Genomic DNA, 18665 nt, shown 5'->3' with positions numbered 1-18665 from the left:
GGGATCGTGTGGTGTCGCTGCGCCAACCGGCGACGCCCGTGTCGCGATCAGGCGACCAATGGCGGGCGAGCGCCGCAGGATGCCTCGTTGTCGCGTGCGGTGATGCGGGCATACAGTCGCAGCAGCACCTCACGCAAGGTGACGCCCAGGTCGGTGGCCCGAATGGCGGCGAGTTCGAGTGCGAGGTCGTTGGTGAGCGTGCCGGGATCGCTGAGCATTTCGTCGAGCACCATCCCGCTGACAGCCTGTTCGCGGGTCAGGGGGACCGTGGGCAGCCAGCTGAGTTCCCAGGCCGCGCCGAAGGAAAGCAGCCGTGCGGTTTCCGGGGTGACGTCGCTGGTGATGATCGAATCGGTGATGTCGAGTGCCATGATCCGCTCTCATTCACTCTCGTGCGGGTTGACGCGGAACGGCCGCCGGCGCGGAGGGCGGTGGCCGTGCTCGGCCACGGCCCGTACGCGGTGGCTTCGTCCGTGCCTTGATTACTCGGTGCCCGAATGTTTCGGGAGACCGGCGCGAGCGCGGTGGGCGGGGTGGTCACGCCCGGCGTATCCGAATCGGCTCGCGCGGTGACGAGGTATCCGTATCCGGCACCTCCTAGAGTTGTCGAGCCACCCGGCTCCGCAGGTGGGAAAAACCCTGCGGCGAGCTGGAATTGCGGTGGCTTCGAGAACAAGGCTAGGGAGTGACACCTCATGCTGTCAACGAAGCTTTAGCGCTTCGTGATGATATTTGATGAGCATTCGCGCTTCGCAAAAGTCCTTCGGCTCAATACTTGTCGACGATGGGCTTTGATAACGGCCCTGGACCGCCAGAGGAACCGGTCGAAGCGTGTTGGAAAGCGAATGTGGCAACCTTCGATCGCGCGGCGTCCGGCGAATTGATCCTCCGGCCGCATTGCTTGTTGGCAACGAAATTCGCCGGACGCGATTCATCCGACACCGCTTGCCATTTGATGACTAAAATGTCGCATCGTGATACGCCGTGAGCATGCGTACGCAAGGTGCAGGATGGGAGGCGCGGGATGGTTGACTCGGGCTCGGACGAGCAGGTCGGCAACCTGGTCCGCAGGCTACGACTGGAGCGCGGCTACACCCAGGCGTCGCTCGCCACCAGAGCGGGCTGCTCCCGCAGCCTCATTCAGCAGATCGAGAACGGTAGCCGGATTCCGCCACTCGCGCTGCGCGAACGCCTGAGTCTCGCGCTCGGCTCGGAGCTGCCGACCGACGGCAGCGCCGATCCGGCGACCGATCCGACCAGCAGCGCCTACTACGACCTGCGGATGCGGTTCAACGTCCTGCTCGGCAAGGACCCCGAATTGGTCTCCCGCGCACTGAGCATCGCGCAGAGCCTGATCGACGCCTCCGGAGCGCGGGCGGAGATCGAGCCGCTGCGCCTGATCGCCGACCGGCAGTTGGAACGCGCCGAGGAGATCCTCGCGCAGATTCCCTCGCGCAGCGCCACGGTGTGGGAATGGAACACCGTCACCGACTGGCTGACCATTCTGGAACAGGCCACCACGTCGGTGCGGGCGATCCACACCGCGGATCTGGGCACGATCGGCGGCGACGTCGGCGACGACTATCACGCGGCGATCCTGCGCCTGGCCGACAAGGCCCATCCACCGAAGATCGATGTGCGGCGGATGTATGTGCTGGACGATATCTCGGATGTCTGGCCCTATGACGACAAACTCTGGAAGCAGGCCCGATCGGGCGTGGAAAGCGTGCTGGTCAAGCGCGAGTACGCCCGTAACGCGCAGAGCATGCTCGTGGTCGACGATCGCTACGTCGCGGTGGGCGAGTACGACTACTCCCGCCAGGCCAGGGTGGCGACGCGCTTCTCCGCGCTGAAGCACGATGTCGCGTTCGCGGTCCGGCGTTTCGAGAAACTCTACGACCTCAGGCGCGCCGGTACGGCGATCGTGGTGGACCAGATCGTCGCGCAACCGCCGCTGGCGGAATTCGAACGACTCGCCGAGGGCAACTGCCGCAGCCTGTTCCGCGCCGCGCTCGAGGAGAGATGGAACACCATGCCCGCACCGGGAGACCCTTCAGAAGGCGAGGTTCCGTGACTCAGAGCCAGGTGCTCACCGATCCGCTCGCCGACCTGGCGACGCTGACCAATCGCTCGGAGGCCAGGAAACGTGAAGTGCGCGGCCAGGTTTCCCGGGACGCCTGGTTCGCCGGGACCGGTGGCCGCCGGTACTCGGGCGTCATCGACGCCTACCACGGCGAAACCGGCCTGGCCCCCGACGCGCACGCGATCGCGGCGCTGGACCGGGCCTGGCGCGAAAGCCTGCACATCGCACCCTCGGCGGAGTATCTCGACGGCAGGCTCTACGACAAGCGGCAGCCGCTGATCCTGCGCGAACTCGCGGCCCGCAAGCTGTTCGAGCGCCTGTCGCATCCGGTGGAGGGAGTGCCGGGCGTCCGGGTGCGCCCGGATGAGGTGATCGTCTGCCCGTACTCGAGCACGATGCTGCTCGAGGAGGCGGTGGCCACCCTGGCCAGGCCGGGCGGGGTGATCGTGTGCCCGGAGGGCTTCTACAAGAGCTCCAGCATCCACGTGGAGAAATTCGGCTTGCGCATCGTCTCCTGCCCGGTGGCTCCGGACGACGGGTTCAAGATCGATCCCGCCCGGCTGGCCCGCTGCCTCGCGGACTTGCGCGCGACGGGCGAGCTGTGCGGCGTGCTGCTCACGCTGCCGGGCAACCCCGTTGTCGCGGACTACACGGCGGCCGAGCTGGCCGAACTCGGACAGGTGCTGCTCGACTGCGGTGTTCCGGTCATCTGCGACATGGCCTTCGACCGGCTGGTGGCCTCGCACATCCCGATCGCGGCACTGCATGTGGAGACCAAGCACGGCATCCGGCGGCTGTACGACGTGGTGCTGACCCTCACGGGAAACTCCAAGGCCTACAACGCCTTCGGTCCGTGCAAGATGGGGGCGGCGTGCACCGGCGACAGCGCGTGGCTGGCCCGGATCCGGGAAAGGCTCACCATCTCGTTCCAGCGCGAGACCACCCATCTGGCGCGCGCGATCCTCGAACACACCGCCGACGATTACTTCGACCGCAATCACGCGCTGATGCGCGCGCAGATCGAGCGGGCGTGCGGCCACATCGCCGCGATCAACAGCAGGTTGGGGACCGACGTGCTGCGGCCGCTGGGCAACCCCGAGGGGATGTTCGTCTCGGTGGTGTTCGACCGCGCGCTGCTCGACCAGGCCGGTGTGCGCACGAGCGCGCAAGTGGAGGACATGCTGCTCGCCGTGGCCGGCGTGGACAGCGTCGCGCTGGACCGGACGGGTTCGCTGCGTCCGGGCGTGCGGTTGAACGTCCTCGCTCCGCGCAAAGCGCCCAGGCACGAGTCGCCCGATCTGATCGATGAACTCTTCGACCGGCTGGAGCAATTGATCCATGACATCCTCGGTGGGCTCACCTATCGCGACGCGCTCGCCGATCGCGGCCTGACCGCGCTGGCGGGGCCGGGTGCCGCGCGGTGATCGTCGGAGTGCCGCGCGAGACCGCGCCACGGGAGACGCGCGTTGCGCTCACCCCGGAGGGGGTGCGCACGCTGTCGGCGGCGGGCCTGCGCGTCCTCGTGCAGGAAGGCGCGGGGCGAGGCGCGGGTTTCCCGGACGAGGAGTACAGCGCGTCGGGTGCGGTCGTCGTCGAGGATCGCGCGGCGGTGTTCGAACGCGCCGGCATCGTCGTCTGGGTGAAACCGCCTGCCTTCGAACTCCACTCGATGCGGCTGCGGCCGGGGACCACGCTGCTCGGCTTCCAGGACCCGCTCCACCGTCGCGACGAGATCGACCGGTTGCGCCGTCGCGGCGTCGAGTCGGTGGCGTTCGACGCGGTGCCACGCGACGACTCGACCACCGAGTTCGACGCGCTGTCCACGATGAGCCGGATCGCGGGCGCGGTGGGTTACGCCGAAGGCAGGCGACTGCTCGCTCCGGCGCGGCGCACCCGCCCGGTCCGTGCCCTGGTGCTGGGGTGCGGGGCCGCCGGACTCGCCGCCATCGGGGCTGCGCGCACGTTCGGCGACGAGCGGCCGACGGCGGTCGGCAACCGCCCCGCACAGCGGACCGCCGCGGTCGAGGCGGGTGCGGGGGAGTTCCTGCCGAATCGGGACGACAACGCGGCGCTGCTGGACGCGCTCACCACGACGCCGCCCGACCTGGTCGTCTGCACGGCCGTGCACCGCGGCTCTCCGGCGCCTCGCCTGCTCGGGCGGGCGGCGCTGGACCTGCTCGGCTCAGGGACAGTGATCGTCGACCTGGTGGCCAAGGCGGGCGGCAACTGCGTCGCGACCGTGCCGGACCGGACGGTCACCCTGCCCAACGGCGTGGTCGTCACGCATCGCTCCAACTATCCAGCGGTCCGTCCGGCCGCGGCCAGCCGCGCGTACGGCGCGGCGGCGGCCGCCATGGTGCTGCGAATAGCCGAGCAGCGACGGAAGTCCCTTGACGCGGGATGAGAACGTGTTCTAATTCTTGGCATGCGCAGATATGACGGCCGCCGCGTGGTGGTGACGGGAGCGGGATCCGGCATCGGTCAGGGCATCGCCCTGCGGCTGCTGGACGAAGGGGCGCAGCTGGTCGCCGCCGACATCGACGCGGCGGGCCTCGCGGCCACCGCGGCGAAGGCGGGCGACGGCGCGGAACGGCTGCGGACGGTCGAGGTCGACACCGCCGACCCGGAGTCGGTGCGCACCGCGACCGCAACGGCGCTGGAATTCCTCGGCGGACTGGACGTGCTGGTCAACGCGGCGGGCATCCTGCGACCCGCACGCACCCACGAGATGCCGCTGGAGGTGTGGGACCGGGTGATCCGGGTGAATCTCACCGGCACCTTCCTGATGACCCAGGCCGCGCTGCCCGCGCTGCTGGACACCGGACGCGGCGTGGTGGTCAACATCTCCTCCACCGCGGCCTTCAGCGCGGCGCCCTACCTCGCCTCCTACGCGGCGTCCAAGGGCGGTGTGAACGCCTTCACGCACGCCATCGCGCTGGAGTACGCCAAGCAGGGTCTGCGCGCGGTGAACATCGTTCCGGCCGGTATCACCAGCGGCATCACGACGAAGTCCATCCTGGACCAGCCGGAGGGTTTCGACCCGCAGCTGTTCTCCCGGATGACCGGATGGCTCAACGGCGGCGCGCTCGGTTCTCCGGAGGACATCGCCGGAGTCGTCGCCATGGTCGCCTCCGACGACGGCAAATATATGACCGGCACCGAGATCAGGGTGGACGGCGGCGCGCTGATGTAGGTCAGCGGGGCGTCGCCACCAGCAGATGGTGCGGAATCGGCGCGCTGCCCAGCCGCCGGTGCTCGACCGCGCAGCCCGCCTGTTCCAGTGCCGCGATCACCTTCGGCACCGGGCGCAGGGTGAACCCGTACGACGTGAACGGAAGCTTCGCCATCGCGTCCGGATCACCGATGCCGATCACCAGACGCCCGCCCGGCCGGACCACCCTGGCGAGTTCGGCGCAGGCCGCCGCCAGGTCCGGCACGAAGTAGACGGTGTTGACGGTGATCGCGGCATCGAGACTGTCGTCAGGCAGCGGCAGCGCGGTGAGCGAGCCTTCCGCCAGCCGCAGGCGACCGGCGGCGATGTCGCTTCCGTGCTTCGAGCGGGCGCGAGCCAGCATGTCGGCGGAGATTTCGACACCGTGCACGACGCCACTCGCGCCGACTCGCTCGAGCAGCAGGGACAGGCCCGCTCCACCGCCGAACCCCACGTCGGCCGCGGCACCGCCCGGCGCGATGTCGGCGGCCTGCACCGCCCCGGCGATGGCGACCTTGTTGCCGCGGTTGAGCACGAAGGCGACGCCCTTGCCGAGCACGCCGTGCGGATTCCCGAGCTGACCGGCGAGGGTGGACAACAGACGGGCCCGGACCGAGTTCATGCGCATCATCGTAACGACCGCTGCCGGGCGGGTGGCGCGGCGAAGATCCGAATACTGTTGCCTCCGGTATCCGTTCGGGTACGGCTTCGCCCAGGGAAAGAGGATCGCGATGCGCCGGCCGATGACCCTCCTCGCCGCCTGCGTGCTGGCATTGCTGCCCACCCAGCCCGCTTCGGCGGCCGGACCGTGGGGTCCGCTCGCGCCGCCGAATCCTTTCCTCGGGCCGACCGGCGGCGCCACCATGCACGGCGACGCGGGGTCCTCGGACGCGACGCCGCTGGCCGGGCCGGACGCCCGCGCCGCCGCGGTCGGCGCGTACCCGCTGGCTTCGGCGTGTCCCACCCTGCTGGAGGGATCGGACCGGCTCGTGGTCGCCCTGTGCACCGCGATCGCGGGACAGACCCCGACGGTGCATCTGCTCGATCCGGCGGCGCCAGGCCCGCTGGCGCCCTCGCTCGCCGCGCTGCCGTTGGCCAAGGGCAGTCTGCTCGGGGGTGTGTACGCCTACCTGGATCAGGACGACCGTTTGGTGGTCGTGGACGGCACCGACCGGTTGCTCCTGGTGCGGCACGAACGGGACGCGGCGGGAACGTGGCGGCTGATCGGCGAAGCGTCCGCCGACCTCGGGCCGGTGATCCCACCGGGGGACAACGTGACGGGACTCGTCCCGGACTGGTCGGGCAACGTGTGGTTCGCGACCGGCCGCGGCGTCGTCGGATTCGTCACCCCGGCCGGGCGGGTCACCGCGTTGACGCTGCCGGCGGGGGAGCAGGTGGCCAACAGCATCTCGGCGGCGCCGCGCGGGCTGGTCGCCGTGGCGACGACGCATGCGCTGTACGAACTGCGGGTCGGCGCGTCCGGCGCTCCGGAGATCGCGTGGCGCGCGGCCTACGACCGGGGATCGGCGCGCAAGCCCGGACAACTCAGCTGGGGCACCGGATCGACTCCCACCTACTTCGGTCCCGAGACCGGCGCCGACTATCTGACCATCGTCGACAACGCCGACGGACAGGTGCACGTCTTGGTGTTCCGTTCCGGCTCCGGCGAATTGGTGTGCACGGCTGCGGTGCTCGGCGCGGGCGGGCCGGGAAGCGAGAATTCGCCGGTCGGGATCGGCCGCTCGATCTTCGTGGCGAGCACCTACGGCTACCCGTATCCGGCGCTGCCCGAGGGAGCGGGACCGGCGTCGCCGCCGGATGCTCCGTTCACCGGCGGGATGACGCGGGTCGATGTCGCCGGCGACGGATGTCATGTGGTGTGGGAGAACGGGATCCGCAGTGCGGCCGTTCCGCGGTTGTCCACCGCCGACAGCCGGCTCTACACGGTCGCTCGCGTCGGTCCCGACCGCACCACGCCTGTGGACGGGTACGAGTTCACCGTCGTCGATCCCGAGACCGGTGCGGTCATCGCCTCGCACCCGCTCCCCGGCACCATCGTCGACGATCCGCTGCAGACCGCACCGTTGATCACTCGGGACCGCCATCTGCTGCAAGGCACGGTCACCGGGATACTTCGCGTCGGTTGAGCCTCCTTACCACGGTGAAGGTGATTCAGGTCACTTCCAGGGAGTGATTCGAGCCCCGGGGTTGCTATTGCGCCGCGAAGGCATGGACGCTCCGCGACTGTGACGCGCGTCTCTCAACTCGGGTGCCACGGTGTCGATTTCGCGTCGCTCGACGCCTGGTAACGGCAGGTGAGGCGAAGATCACATCCCCCGTTATGGTTGCGGCTCCGGTGCTGCATCGAGCGTTCGGACCGGGTGAACCAGATCCTTTTCACTCATTGGTTAATGCGGAGCCTGTCGGGGAACTGCCCGGTCTTTCCAGTGCGCCGCTATGTCTATACCCGGTTTATTACCGCGTAAACAAACTTGTGGTCTCTTTCTATTGACGGGTGCTCAGCAATCGATCTTTCGTGCAAATGAACGTGCAGGTGGGGAGGGGTGTCGGGCACCATGGAGAGGTCTATCCAACTGCTCGGCTAACGCCCGCGGCGAGCGCCGATTCATTGCCGGGAAGCAATCTTGGCGACTTTTCGCTCCGTTTCGCCGGAGCGCTGTCCGCTCGCCGAAACCGCGGTCGCGCGGGTCGCATGCGGTTAGCTGGCACCGGGCTGAAAGGTGCTGCCGCCAGGGTTTGCTGAAGCGCTGCTTAATACGCTTGACCTCGGCAGGGAGGGTTGCGTAGGGGTAACGATTGTGTAGAGTTGACGGTAACGCTGGCCGCAGCTAGAGCAGCGACTCGCTGCGGCCAGCGGAACTCAAATGGGGGACTTCCGAACCGATCTGGCGCCGCTTAGCTGCCGATTGTCCCAGTCACTTCACTCAGCGTGTGCTGAATGTTGGCTGCGTCACAGCCACCGGCTGACTGCTCGATGCCCCGGCTCCTGGATTCGCCCGCTGTGTGGCCGCGCGGCGTCCCACTCCGAACACATACACCAGGAACAACGCCTCGGTGGTGAACCCGATCGCGATGCGAAGCGGCGCGGGCAACGGGCTCGGCGTCACGAATCCTTCGATGCAGCCGCACACCAGCAGCACTCCGACCAGGCCGAGCGCGACGGTCGCGGTCGCCCGTCCCTGCCTGGCCACCGCCTCCACCCGGCTGAGCCGTCCCGGATCGATCAGCGTCCAACCGAGTTTCAGGCCGACGCCGCCCGCGACGAACACCGCGGTCAGCTCCAGAGTGCCGTGCGGAAGGATGAAGCCGAAGAACGAATCCAGCCGCCCCGCCTCGGCCATCAGCCCGGCGCTGACGCCCAGATTGAGCGCGTTCATGAACAGCAGATAGACCGCGGGCAGGATCAAGACGCCGGTGAACAAGGCGATCGCCGTCACCCACGCGTTGTTGGTCCACACCTGCGCGGCGAAGGCCCCCTGCGGATGCTCCGAGTAGTACGTCTCGAACGCGCCGCCAGGTGCGGTGAGACTGCCTGTGTCATCGGGGATGCCGAGCACATCCCGGGCGGAATCGAACCGATCCACCCAGACGGCCAGCCCGGCCGACACCGACAGGAACGCCGCGGCCACGCAGGCCCACCAGGGCCACGACCGGTAGAGCGCCGCGGGGAAGCGATGGCTGAAGAACCGCCCGATCTCCTGCCAGGTGTCGGCTCGCGTCCCGAGCACCCGGCCGCGCGCACGCGCCAGCAGAGCGCTCAGCCCGGCGATCAGCTCCGGGTCGGGGCTGTGCGACTGCAACCGCGCCAGCTGCTGGGAGGTGCGGCGGTAGAGCACGACGAGTTCGTCCGCCTCCGCGCCGGTCAGCTTGCTCCGTTTGGACAGATAGTCGAGCCGGTCCCACGCCCTGCGGTGCGCCAGGCTGTATGCGTCCACGTCCATTCGGTTGCCTCCCACTCCCGCCGGTCGCAAGAATGCTATCGACATGGCTGAGTTCACCACCGGCGAAGCAGTGGCCTTGGAACTGCCGATCGCCCGGATCCCCACCAGGGCCACCGCGTTCCTGATCGACGTGCTGGCCCAGTGCGCGCTCGGGTTCGTGCTGTTGTTCGCGATCGTCACGCTGCTGCTGCCCGCGAGCGTCGACTCGGCGTGGCTGGACGTGGTCGTCCTGGTGACCATCGTGACGGTGCTGGTCGGCTACCCGGTGGCCTGCGAGACCGCTTGGCGCGGGCGGACGCTGGGAAAGCTGATGCTCGGGCTGCGGGTGGTGCGCCAAGACGGCGGGCCGATCGACTTCCGGCACGCGCTCACCCGCGGCCTCGCCGGCGCGATCGTCGATTTCTGGATGCTCGGCGGGTTCGGCGCCATCGCGGTGCTCACCTCGATGTGCTCGCCGCAGGCGCGGCGGATCGGTGACGTGCTCGCGGGCACCGTGGTCGTGCACGCGCAACACCCGCTGCCGCCGCCCGCGCTGGCGATCGCGCCGCCGTGGCTGACCGGCTGGAGCGCGCAGCTCGACCTGTCCGGGCTACCGGAAGACCTCGCGCTCGCGGCGCGGCAGTACCTGACGCGCTTGCGCACGCTGACGCCCGCGGCGCAACACCAACTGGGCACGGCGCTCGTGACCGAGGTGTGCGACCGGTTGCGCGTCGCGCCACCGGCCGGGTATCCGCCGTCGCAGGTGCTCGGCGCGGTCATCGCCGAACGGCAGCGCCGAGTGCTGCCGCGGCCGCTGTTCCCGGTGTTCCCGCCGCCCGCCGGTCAGCCGTTCGCCGCCAGGTAGTCGTCGATCTCGCGCAGATAGGCGTCCTGCCGGGCCGGGGTGATCCAGGAGGCGCGGAACGAGTTGCGGGCCAACTCGGTCAGCTGATCCACCCCAAGACCGCCCTCATCGGCGAGCGCGAGGTAGTTGTCGGCCACGTACGCGCCGAAGTACGCGGGGTCGTCGCTGTTGACCGTCACCGTCAGCCCGCGGTTCAGCAGGCCGACGATCTCTTCGGCTTTCATCCGCGCCGTGACGAAGGAGTTCGACACCGGGCAGCAGGTCAGGGCGATCCCTTTGAACGCGGCCAGTTCGACCAGACGGTCGTCCTCCACGATGTTGGTGCCGTGGTCGATGCGGTCGACGGCGATGTCCTCCAGCGCCTGGCGGATGTGCTCGATCGAATCCGGCTGGTCGATGTCGCAGTGTGCCGTCAGCAGGAAGCCTTCCGCGCGGGCGCGCTCGAAGACGGCGGCGAACTTGCTCGGCGGGTTGCCCCGCTCGTCGGAATCGAGCCCGACGCCGAGAATCCAGCTCTTGTACGGCAGCGCTTCCAGCAGCGTCGCCATGGCGTATTCCGCGGAGTGGTCGCGCAGGAAACACAGGATCAGTTCGGCGGACATCCCCAGTTCCCGCCGCGCCCGAGCGATCGCCGACCGGTATCCGCTGATCACCGTGGGGAACGGGATGCCGCGTCCGGTGTGGGCCTGCGGATCGAAGAAGAGTTCGGCATGACGCACGCCTTGGCCGTGCGCCCGGCGCAGATAGTCGAAAGCGAGGTCGTGGAAGTCCTCCGGGCGCTGCAAAACGCGCATCGCGGGGTAGTAGACCTGGAGGAACGACGTCAGGTCGTGGAACCGATAGGTCTGCTTGACCTCCTCCACGCTCTTCTCCGGCAGTTCGATGCCGTTGCGCCGGGCGAGGCGGAACTTCAGCTCCGGCTCCAGCGTCCCTTCCAGATGCAGGTGCAGTTCCGCTTTGGGCAATCCGCGGACGAAGGCGGCGAGATCTGAGGCCATGGGGTCATGATCCTCCTCGGCGGGCGCGCGAGGACGCTCTTCGACGAGTCCGCGGCCCGACGGGAAGACTCAGAGGGCTCCGGATTGCTTCAGTTCCAGGTATTCGTCCGCCAGAGCCTCCGGCAGGCGTTCCGGGGACGCCGCGACGACCGCGATCCCGCTGCGGCGCAGCGATTCCTGAACCAGTGCGCGTTCGGCGAGCACGGATTCGGCGGCGGCCGCGGCGTAGAGGTCGTTCAGGTCTTCGCGCCGGGCGGCCGCCGCGGCGACATCCGGATCGGTCACCGAGACGATGAGCACCCGGTGCCGCTGCGCCAGGACCGGCAGCACGGGCAACAGGTTCTCCTCCACCGCGGCGCCGTCGAGGCTGGTGAACCAGACCACCAGGCTGCGCCTGCGGGCGCGCTGAACGGCCGCTCGCACCAGTCCGGCGCTGTCGGTGTCGACGAGAGCGGGAGCGATTCCGGCCATGGCGTGCAGCAGCTTCGCCTGCAGACCTCTTCCGCCTGCACCGCGCACCTCGGCGCGCGCTCGGCGGTCGTAGGCGAGCAGATCGACCGAATCGCCCGCGGCGACCGCCAGACCGCCGAGCAGCAGGGCCGCCTCGATGCTCGCGTCCAAGCGCGTTCCGTCCCCGACCCGTCCCGCGCTGACCCGGCCGGTGTCCAGCAGCATCAGCACGTGCCGGTTGCGCTCCGGACGCCAGGTGCGGACCAGGACGTCGGTGGCGCGGGCGGTGGCGCGCCAGTCGATGGCGCGCACGTCGTCCCCGGCGACGTACTCGCGGAAGGAGTCGAATTCGGTGCCCTGACCGCGCAGGTTGGCCAGATTGCGGCCGTCGAGATGCTGCAATCGCTTGACTTTCGACCGCAGCAGCCGCTCAGCGCGGAACGCGGGCAGCGCCCGCACCCGGGCGGGCACGTCCCGTCTCGTCTGCCTGCCCGCCAGTCCGAGCGGGCCGAGCAGTCGCACCGTGACCTGGCCGGCCACCCGGTCGCCGCGGTAGGCGGGCGTGAGCGTGGTGCGGAGACGGACTTTGGTGCCAGGGGGGAGATCCAGGCCGTGCGTGCGGTTCTCGGCGCGTGCGCTGCCGGGCCAGTCGTCCCAGACCGTGCCGCGCAGTCGGCGCGCTCCTGTGTTGACCGCGACGAGTTCCACTTCGACGGAGCGCCCGAGCCGCACCGTGGTCAGTGCCTCGCGGGAAAGCGTCAGGTCCCGCGCGCGCCCCACCGCGGCGAGATCGATGAGCAGCCCGGCGGCCAGGACGCAGGTCACCACGACCACGCCGAGCACGGACGGCAGGACCAGGGTGACGAACAGGGCCGCAACGCCTGCCGCGGCGGCCAGCCGACCGGTGACGACCATCGGCTACACCGGGACCGGAACCGAAAGCAGCAGCGACGACAGCACGCCCTCGGTGGTCACGCCGTCCAGTTCGGCTTCTGGACGCAGGTGCAGGCGGTGCCGCAGCACGGCGACGGCGACGGCCTTCACATCGTCCGGTGTGACGAAGCCGCGTCCGTTGAGCCAGGCGAACGCGCGGGCGGCCGCCATCAGCGCGGTCGCGCCACGGGTCGACGCGCCGTGCCGCACAGCGGGCGAGGTGCGGGTGGCCCGGCACACGTCGACGGTGTAGGCGAGCACCTCGGGGCTGATCGTGGTCTGCGCGATCGCGGCGCGCGCGGCGGCGATGTGCGCCGGGCCCGCGACCGGGCGCAGCCCGGCGGCGGTGAGGTCGCGCGGATCGAAGCCCGCGGCATGGCGTTGCAGGATGCGGAACTCGTCGTCGCGGCCGGGGAGGTGGATGTCCACCTTGAACAGGAACCGGTCCAGCTGCGCCTCCGGCAGCGGATAGGTGCCCTCCTGCTCGATCGGGTTCTGAGTAGCGACGACGACGAACGGATCGGGCAGCGGCTGCGGCTTCCCGTCCACCGAGACCTGGCGCTCCTCCATCGACTCCAGCAGGGCCGACTGGGTCTTCGGCGGCGTGCGGTTGATCTCGTCGGCGAGCAGCAGGTTGGTGAACACCGGACCCTGCCGGAAGGTGAACTCGGCGGAGTGCGGATCGTAGATCTGCGACCCGGTGACGTCGCCCGGCATCAGGTCCGGGGTGAACTGCACCCGCGCGTGCTCCAGGTCGAGCGCCGTGGCCAGCGCCCGCACCAGCAGTGTCTTGGCCACCCCCGGCACGCCTTCGAGCAGTACGTGGCCGCGGCACAGCAGGGCGAGTACCAGGTACATGACCGCGTTGTCGTTGCCGACCACCGCTTTGCCGATCTCGGCGCGCAGGGCGTGGAACGCGGCGCCCGCTTGCTCGGCCGTCGGGGTGGTTTCGGTGCTGGTCATTGCGTCTCCTGTGGTTCGCGGGCGTTCCCGCAGGCCATGAGCCGGACAAGCGGTGCGCGACGGCGTCTCATCCGACCTCCGATTCGATCCGTTCGAGCTGAGCGGCGACCATCCGGAGGGTCTCCGGATCGGGCACCGGGCCGAACAGCGCGGCGCCGATCCGGGCGGGGTCGGCGCCGATGCGCGCCGCGATCACGGCGACGATCCGGTCCGGCGGGGTGTCGGCCGTGATGCCGAGCGGGGTGCGAACGCGGCGCAGCGTGGCCGCCCGCAACTTCCCCGCGACGTGATCGTGGTCCTTCGCGCGGCGGTACAGCGCCGCCTGGCCCGCGAGCAGTTCGTTCGCGGCCACCTCGACCGGCCGCGGCTCGCGCACCAGAGCACCCCGTCTGCGGGCACGCCACCACACCACCACCGCGGCGGCGATGAGGAACTGCACGCCGCCGTAGAAGACCGGCGCGGGCAGCCGGTCCCAGATCGCGTCCTCGCCCGTCCCGAAGCCGGGGCGGTCCGGCGGCGGGACATCGGGCAGATCCGGGGGCGGTTGCGGGGGCGGGGCGGTCGGCGCGACCGGCGCGCCGCAGGACTGCAGAGCGCCGTAGACCAGCAGCAACACCGCGGCCGTCACGGCGAGCACCGCCCAGAACCGGGGGTCGCGCAGCACCTTCGGCAGCGGCGGCAGTGTGCGCCCGGTGCGCGGAGCCCGCTCAACCGCCTCGATCTCCACTGGTTCCGGTGCGGGCGGGGGAGCGGATGCGGAGAACCGGTCGGCGTACTCCAGCCTGCGGTACTCGTCCTCGGTCGCGCGGCGTCCGCCGTAGACCACCTCGTCGAAACTTTGTGCGGCCGGCTGGATCTCGGTGGCGGTCTCGAGCGGCAGCGCGGTCGTCACGTCGTCGGCGGTCTCCCGCGCGGTGCGCGACCGCCGGACCTCGAGCACACCGCCTTGCTCCAGGCCGCGCAGCACGGCGCGGAAACGTTCCCGCAGGGCACGGTCGAAATCCCGCTGCCGAGCGGCGGATTCGGCGGCGGCGCGATGTTCGGCGGCGGCGCCGAGTCGTGGGGTGCCCGGCGCCGGGTCGTTCGTGGTGTGCGGACCTTTCGACAACACGACCTCGGCCGGTCGCTGCCCCGGCGGGGCGGGATCGCTCATCGCGCCTGCCTCCGGGGAATGCGGATGTCCAATCCCTCTCTGCGACAGCGCCGATCGACGTAGCACACCACGCGCGACGAAGCCTCGACCACTTCGCCGAATGCCGTCAGCAGCAGAACCGCCGACGTGACCAGCACGAGCACCGGCCAGCGGTGGGTGCCGGAGAAATCCGAGACGAACAGCGGAATGGCCAGCAGCGGGACCGCGAGCAGCGTGAACAGCGCCCGCTGGACGATCCAGAGCCCGGTGGTCGGCCACTCCGCGCCCTCCGCGAGCAGTTTCGCGCGTGCGACGCCGTCGCGATGCGAAGTGCGCTCGACGAACAACACCGGCACCGTCACCCAGCGGCGGGCGCGCAGCCAGCCCAGCCAGATCCCGGCGAGCGGCAGCGTGACGATCGGCAGGCCGCTCACCGCGAGCACGCCGACCCCGACCACGGTGAACAACAGTTGGAACACCAGCAGCGGGCCGAGCGTCGCGCCGAATCGGCGGAGCGCCGTCCCCTGGCCGATCGGCGCGCCGCCGACGGTCGCGAGCCCGAGGGCCACGGTCGTGCCGCGTAACGCGAACCGCAGCAGCCACGCGCAGGCCGCGGTGGCCAGGATCGCCGACCACGCGGTGCCGGTGTCGGAGCCGCCGGTGAGCGCGGAGCCGCCCGCGGTCACCGCGACGACCACGGCCTCGGCGAGTAGGAATCCCGGCACGCTCACCCAGGCCAGGGCGCGGATGTTCGCCTGGATCAGCGCGAACGGCACATCGAGCAGTTCACGGAAACTCAGCGGTCGGATCGGCACCGTCGTTCCAGGAGACCCCGGTACCGGATCTGTTCCCGCCCCGACGGCGCCGGCCGGTTCGGCGGCTGGCAGCACGGGCCGAGTCTAACCGTCAGCGTCGCAGTAAGCGGTCCACCACGTGCCGGTAGCGAACCGGATCGATGGGCGGGAGGCCGAGCAGCGCGCGCAGGTAGACGCCGTCGCCGACCAGCCGGATGAGGTCGGCCCGCACCGGGTCGTCGACCTCCTCGTCCAGACCGTCCGACCAGGAAGTCATCATGTCGGCCAGCGCCCGCTGCACCTCGCCCGGCTCCGGGGTGGCGTCGATGGTGCGCATGGTCGCGAGCATCGACCGGTAGAGCTCGAGTTCTACCGCTTCCGCCTCGTCGGCCGGGTTCGGCGTCTGCAGGTACCACTCGGCAACCGAGCCGCCTTTGGCGACCGCGCTGTCCAGCTGCTGGCCCGCACGGTCGGCCAGTCTGCGGACCAAGCCCGCTAGCAGGGCGTCTTTGCTCTTGAAGTGATAGAGCAAGCCGCCTTTGGAGACGCCCGCGGTGGCCGCGACGTTCTCCAACGTCACGTGCGCCATGCCTTTTTCCAGGAGCAAGGTCTCGAGCGCGTCCAGGATGCGGTCGCGGGTGTCAGCCGTCACCAGGATGACTATACCGTCCGGACGGTTAGGTGAGTACTATACCGTCTGGACGGTAAGAAACCAGACGACGGAAGTCGAGAAAGTCATGACCCCCCAGACCACCCCGGCCACCGAACTATCGACCAACGCCCCGCCCCGCGCGGGGGCACGCGAGTGGGTGGGGTTGTCCGTGCTGGCGCTGGCCCTCCTGCTGCTGGCCGTCGATGCGACGGTGCTCGATCTGGCCGTGCCCGCGATCAGCGCCGATCTCGCGCCCACCACGCCGCAACTGTTGTGGATCATCGACGTCTACTCGTTCGTGCTCGCCGGACTGCTCGTCGTCATGGGCAATCTGGGCGACCGGATCGGGCGGCGCAAACTGCTGTTGCTCGGCGCGGCCGGATTCGGCGCGGCCTCTGTGCTGGCGGCGTGGGCCCTCACTCCGGAGATGCTCATCGCGGCACGCGTGCTGCAGGGTGTCGCCGGCGCGACGTTGATGCCCGCCACGCTGGCGTTGATCCGGTCGATGTTCCTCCATCCGCGGCAGCGAACCGTCGCGATCGCGGTGTGGAGCGCGATGGCGGGCGGTGGCGCCGCGGCGGGACCGCTGTTGGGCGGCTGGCTGCTGGAGCACTACTGGTGGGGTTCGGTCTTCCTGGTGAACCTGCCGGTCATGCTGGTGCTGATCGGACTGGGTCCAGTGCTGATCCCGGAGTCGCGTGATCCGCGACCCGGTCGCTTCGACCTGCTCAGCGCCGTGCTGTCGATGCTCGCGCTGGTGCCGGTGGTGTACGCGGTGAAGGAATGCGCCGCGCACGGTCCGAGCGTGCGGGTCGCGGTGGTCGGCGTGCTCGGCCTGCTGGCCGGCGCGTGGTTCGTGCGCAGGCAGCGACGGCTGGCGCAACCGATGCTGGATCTGGCGCTGTTCGCGCTGCCGAAGTTCCGTACGGCGGTGCTGACCAATCTGCTCGCGGTGTTCGCGCTGGCCGGTGTGCTGTTCTTCGGCTCGCAGTATCTCCAGCTGGTGCTGGGGCGCTCCCCGCTGCAGGCCGGTTTGCTGCTGCTGCCCGGTCTGACGGCCGGGATGATCGCCTCGCTCGCCGCGGCCTGGTTGGTGCGGCGACTGCGGCCGGGCACGGTGCTCGGCGGCGCGCTGATCACGGCGGCGGCGGGCGCGGCGCTGTTCGGCTTGCTCCGCCCCGACGCGGCCACCAGTACGACGCCGTTCGTGCTCGGTTTCCTGCTCATCGGGGCGGGGGTCGGTGTCGCGCTGACCGTGTCGTCGGATCTGGTGGTCGGCTCCGCGCCGCCGGAACGCGCGGGTGCGGCCGCCGCGGTCTCCGAGACCGCGTACGAGACGGGCGTCGCGCTGGGCGTCGCGATACTCGGCAGCGTGGTCATGGCGATCTTCCGCAACGGCATCGACCCGACCCACGTGCCCGGAGACCGGATGGCGGCCGCGTCCGAATCGCTGGGCGCCGCCACCGCTTTCGCCCGTGAACTGCCGGAGGCCGCCGGGCGCTCGTTCCTCGCCTCGGTGCACGAGTCCTTCGTCTCCGGCATTCACTTCGCGGCCGTCGGCACCACCTCGATTCTGTTGATCGCGGCGGTGGTGGCGTTCCGGTTGCGCCGAGTGCGTGGATGATTTCTGTCAGGTGGGCGGCACGCGCTGCGCCCATGTCGGTACCCAAACGTCTGCGGCGGGTGCGTGCGCTCGCCTCGCGTCGAGGTAGTCGCGAAGTTCGACGAGGGCGGGATGGGGATTGTCACCGCGCCAGATCATCGACATCGGGTAGACCGGCGTCGGCTGACGCACCGGAATTCGCCGCAGGTCGTAGCGGTCCGGCCACAGATACCGCGACCCTTCGCCGATCAGGGTCGCCAGGTCCGACGCCTCCGCGATCTCGTCCAGCAGAGCCTCTTTCGCGAAGACCGGGCCGAGAATGTCGATGGTGAACCCGAAGGTGGTCGCGAATTCGGCGTAGTAGTCGGCCACCTCGCCACGGACAGGCAGGCCCGGCATCCAGATCCGGTGCCCGGCAAGCTGCCAGGGCGTGACGGCGCGGGCGGTGGCGAGGGGGTGGCGGGGGCCGACCAGCAACTGGTGTGGCTCGTCGATCACTCGGGCAGTGCTGATCGCATCGGGGAGACGCTGCCGCGGGGGGACGGCGTGGAAGGTGGCATCGATTGTTCCGGCTTCCACGGCGGCGATCGCCGCGTCGAGGTCGGCGTCGAGGGTGACGACGTCCAAATCGATGCCGGGATGCGTGCGGTGGAAATCCTGGAGCAGCACTCCGGTCACGATTCGCCGGGCGACGATGTCGACACGGAGCACGCGCCGGCCAGGGCGCACCGAGGCGTCGGCGCGCTCGGCGACCCGGAGCAATTCACGGGCGTGCGGCAGGAAGGCCTGACCGTCGATGGTGAGTTGAGCGCCGCGTGCGGTGCGGGCGAACAAGCGCACGCCGAGGTCTTTCTCCAGCGACGCGATGCGCTTGGAGACCGCCTGCTGAGTGATCGCGAGTTCCGCGGCGGCTTCTTGGAACTGGCCGGCGTCCGCGGCGGCGACGAAGGTTCGCACGGCGTTGAGATCCACGCGGAAACCCTAGCCACACAACGAATCGTTGTGGCTCGCCGCCCGATCGGTTGTTTGATTCGGCGTCA

The 18665-nt window shown here is 69.8% G+C and carries 17 protein-coding genes; 7 read left to right on the top strand and 10 right to left on the bottom strand.

The genetic code is table 11. The features are described 5' to 3' along the window. Positions 1 to 47: 47 nt before the first annotated feature. Positions 48 to 371 (bottom strand): hypothetical protein, encoded by a 324-nt coding sequence (locus ACH49X_RS09120; RefSeq protein WP_195079605.1) that lies wholly within the window; start codon positions 369 to 371, stop codon positions 48 to 50. A 653-nt stretch (positions 372 to 1024) separates the two neighbouring features. Between ACH49X_RS09120 and ACH49X_RS09115 the strand changes: the two genes are divergently transcribed. Genes ACH49X_RS09115 through ACH49X_RS09100 form a run of 4 tightly spaced genes read left to right on the top strand, consistent with a single transcriptional unit; the run spans position 1025 to position 5276 of the window. Further along, on the top strand, positions 1025 to 2074 hold the full coding sequence (locus ACH49X_RS09115) for a helix-turn-helix transcriptional regulator (RefSeq protein ID WP_195079606.1): 1050 nt from the start codon (positions 1025 to 1027) through the stop codon (positions 2072 to 2074). Then, on the top strand, positions 2071 to 3507 hold the full coding sequence (locus ACH49X_RS09110; protein ID WP_357106920.1) for a pyridoxal phosphate-dependent aminotransferase: 1437 nt from the start codon (positions 2071 to 2073) through the stop codon (positions 3505 to 3507). The genes ACH49X_RS09115 and ACH49X_RS09110 overlap by 4 nt, the downstream gene beginning before the upstream one ends. Beyond that, on the top strand, positions 3504 to 4487 hold the full coding sequence (locus ACH49X_RS09105) for a hypothetical protein (protein ID WP_195079608.1): 984 nt from the start codon (positions 3504 to 3506) through the stop codon (positions 4485 to 4487). The genes ACH49X_RS09110 and ACH49X_RS09105 overlap by 4 nt, the downstream gene beginning before the upstream one ends. A 21-nt stretch (positions 4488 to 4508) precedes the next feature. Next, a complete protein-coding gene (locus ACH49X_RS09100) occupies positions 4509 to 5276 on the top strand; it encodes an SDR family NAD(P)-dependent oxidoreductase (protein WP_195079609.1) in 768 nt (255 codons plus the stop codon). 1 nt (position 5277) lies between these two features. Here ACH49X_RS09100 and ACH49X_RS09095 read toward each other — a convergent pair whose 3' ends face one another. After that, the gene (locus ACH49X_RS09095; protein WP_357106924.1) at positions 5278 to 5916 is read right to left on the bottom strand and encodes a methyltransferase domain-containing protein; all 639 of its coding nucleotides are present in this window, start codon (positions 5914 to 5916) and stop codon (positions 5278 to 5280) included. A 109-nt stretch (positions 5917 to 6025) separates the two neighbouring features. On the opposite strand from ACH49X_RS09095, the gene ACH49X_RS09090 reads away from it, so the two are divergent. Beyond that, complete coding sequence (locus ACH49X_RS09090) at positions 6026 to 7441, top strand: hypothetical protein (RefSeq protein WP_357207602.1); 1416 nt, start codon at positions 6026 to 6028, stop codon at positions 7439 to 7441. A 798-nt stretch (positions 7442 to 8239) separates the two neighbouring features. On the opposite strand, the gene ACH49X_RS09085 is transcribed toward ACH49X_RS09090, so the two are convergent. Beyond that, positions 8240 to 9256, bottom strand: a complete 1017-nt coding sequence (locus tag ACH49X_RS09085) for a stage II sporulation protein M (RefSeq protein ID WP_357207605.1) — start codon at positions 9254 to 9256, stop codon at positions 8240 to 8242. 43 nt (positions 9257 to 9299) lie between these two features. Between ACH49X_RS09085 and ACH49X_RS09080 the strand changes: the two genes are divergently transcribed. After that, positions 9300 to 10100 carry an RDD family protein gene (locus ACH49X_RS09080; RefSeq protein WP_357207608.1) on the top strand — a complete coding sequence of 267 codons (801 nt, stop codon included), beginning with the start codon at positions 9300 to 9302 and terminating at the stop codon, positions 10098 to 10100. On the opposite strand, the gene add is transcribed toward ACH49X_RS09080, so the two are convergent. The 6 genes from add to ACH49X_RS09050 form a co-directional block, all read right to left on the bottom strand. Beyond that, positions 10079 to 11098 carry an adenosine deaminase gene (add, locus tag ACH49X_RS09075; RefSeq protein WP_357207611.1) on the bottom strand — a complete coding sequence of 340 codons (1020 nt, stop codon included), beginning with the start codon at positions 11096 to 11098 and terminating at the stop codon, positions 10079 to 10081. The genes ACH49X_RS09080 and add overlap by 22 nt on opposite strands. Before the next feature lie 69 nt (positions 11099 to 11167). Next, on the bottom strand, positions 11168 to 12463 hold the full coding sequence (locus tag ACH49X_RS09070; protein ID WP_195079615.1) for a DUF58 domain-containing protein: 1296 nt from the start codon (positions 12461 to 12463) through the stop codon (positions 11168 to 11170). Positions 12464 to 12466: 3 nt separating this feature from the next. Then, entirely contained in the window at positions 12467 to 13444 is a 978-nt protein-coding gene (locus ACH49X_RS09065) for a MoxR family ATPase (protein WP_195079616.1), read from the bottom strand. 67 nt (positions 13445 to 13511) lie between these two features. Next, positions 13512 to 14597, bottom strand: coding sequence for a DUF4129 domain-containing protein (locus ACH49X_RS09060; protein WP_357207614.1), 1086 nt, complete (start codon positions 14595 to 14597; stop codon positions 13512 to 13514). After that, a complete protein-coding gene (locus ACH49X_RS09055) occupies positions 14594 to 15391 on the bottom strand; it encodes a hypothetical protein (RefSeq protein ID WP_357207617.1) in 798 nt (265 codons plus the stop codon). The genes ACH49X_RS09060 and ACH49X_RS09055 overlap by 4 nt, the downstream gene beginning before the upstream one ends. A gap of 91 nt (positions 15392 to 15482) precedes the next feature. Beyond that, positions 15483 to 16022: a TetR/AcrR family transcriptional regulator gene (locus tag ACH49X_RS09050; RefSeq protein WP_195079618.1), complete on the bottom strand. Its 540-nt coding sequence runs from the start codon at positions 16020 to 16022 to the stop codon at positions 15483 to 15485. An 85-nt stretch (positions 16023 to 16107) separates the two neighbouring features. Between ACH49X_RS09050 and ACH49X_RS09045 the strand changes: the two genes are divergently transcribed. Continuing rightward, on the top strand, positions 16108 to 17646 hold the full coding sequence (locus ACH49X_RS09045; RefSeq protein WP_195079619.1) for an MFS transporter: 1539 nt from the start codon (positions 16108 to 16110) through the stop codon (positions 17644 to 17646). A 6-nt stretch (positions 17647 to 17652) separates the two neighbouring features. Here the strand turns inward: ACH49X_RS09045 and ACH49X_RS09040 are convergent, their stop codons facing one another. Continuing rightward, positions 17653 to 18597 (bottom strand): LysR family transcriptional regulator, encoded by a 945-nt coding sequence (locus ACH49X_RS09040; protein WP_195079620.1) that lies wholly within the window; start codon positions 18595 to 18597, stop codon positions 17653 to 17655. Positions 18598 to 18665: the final 68 nt, after the last annotated feature.

It is taken from the genome of Nocardia sp. NPDC019323, assembly GCF_044389845.1.
Lineage (GTDB): Bacteria > Actinomycetota > Actinomycetes > Mycobacteriales > Mycobacteriaceae > Nocardia > Nocardia implantans.
Note: the sequence above shows the minus strand (reverse complement) of the source record. Positions and strands in the feature narration are given on the sequence as shown.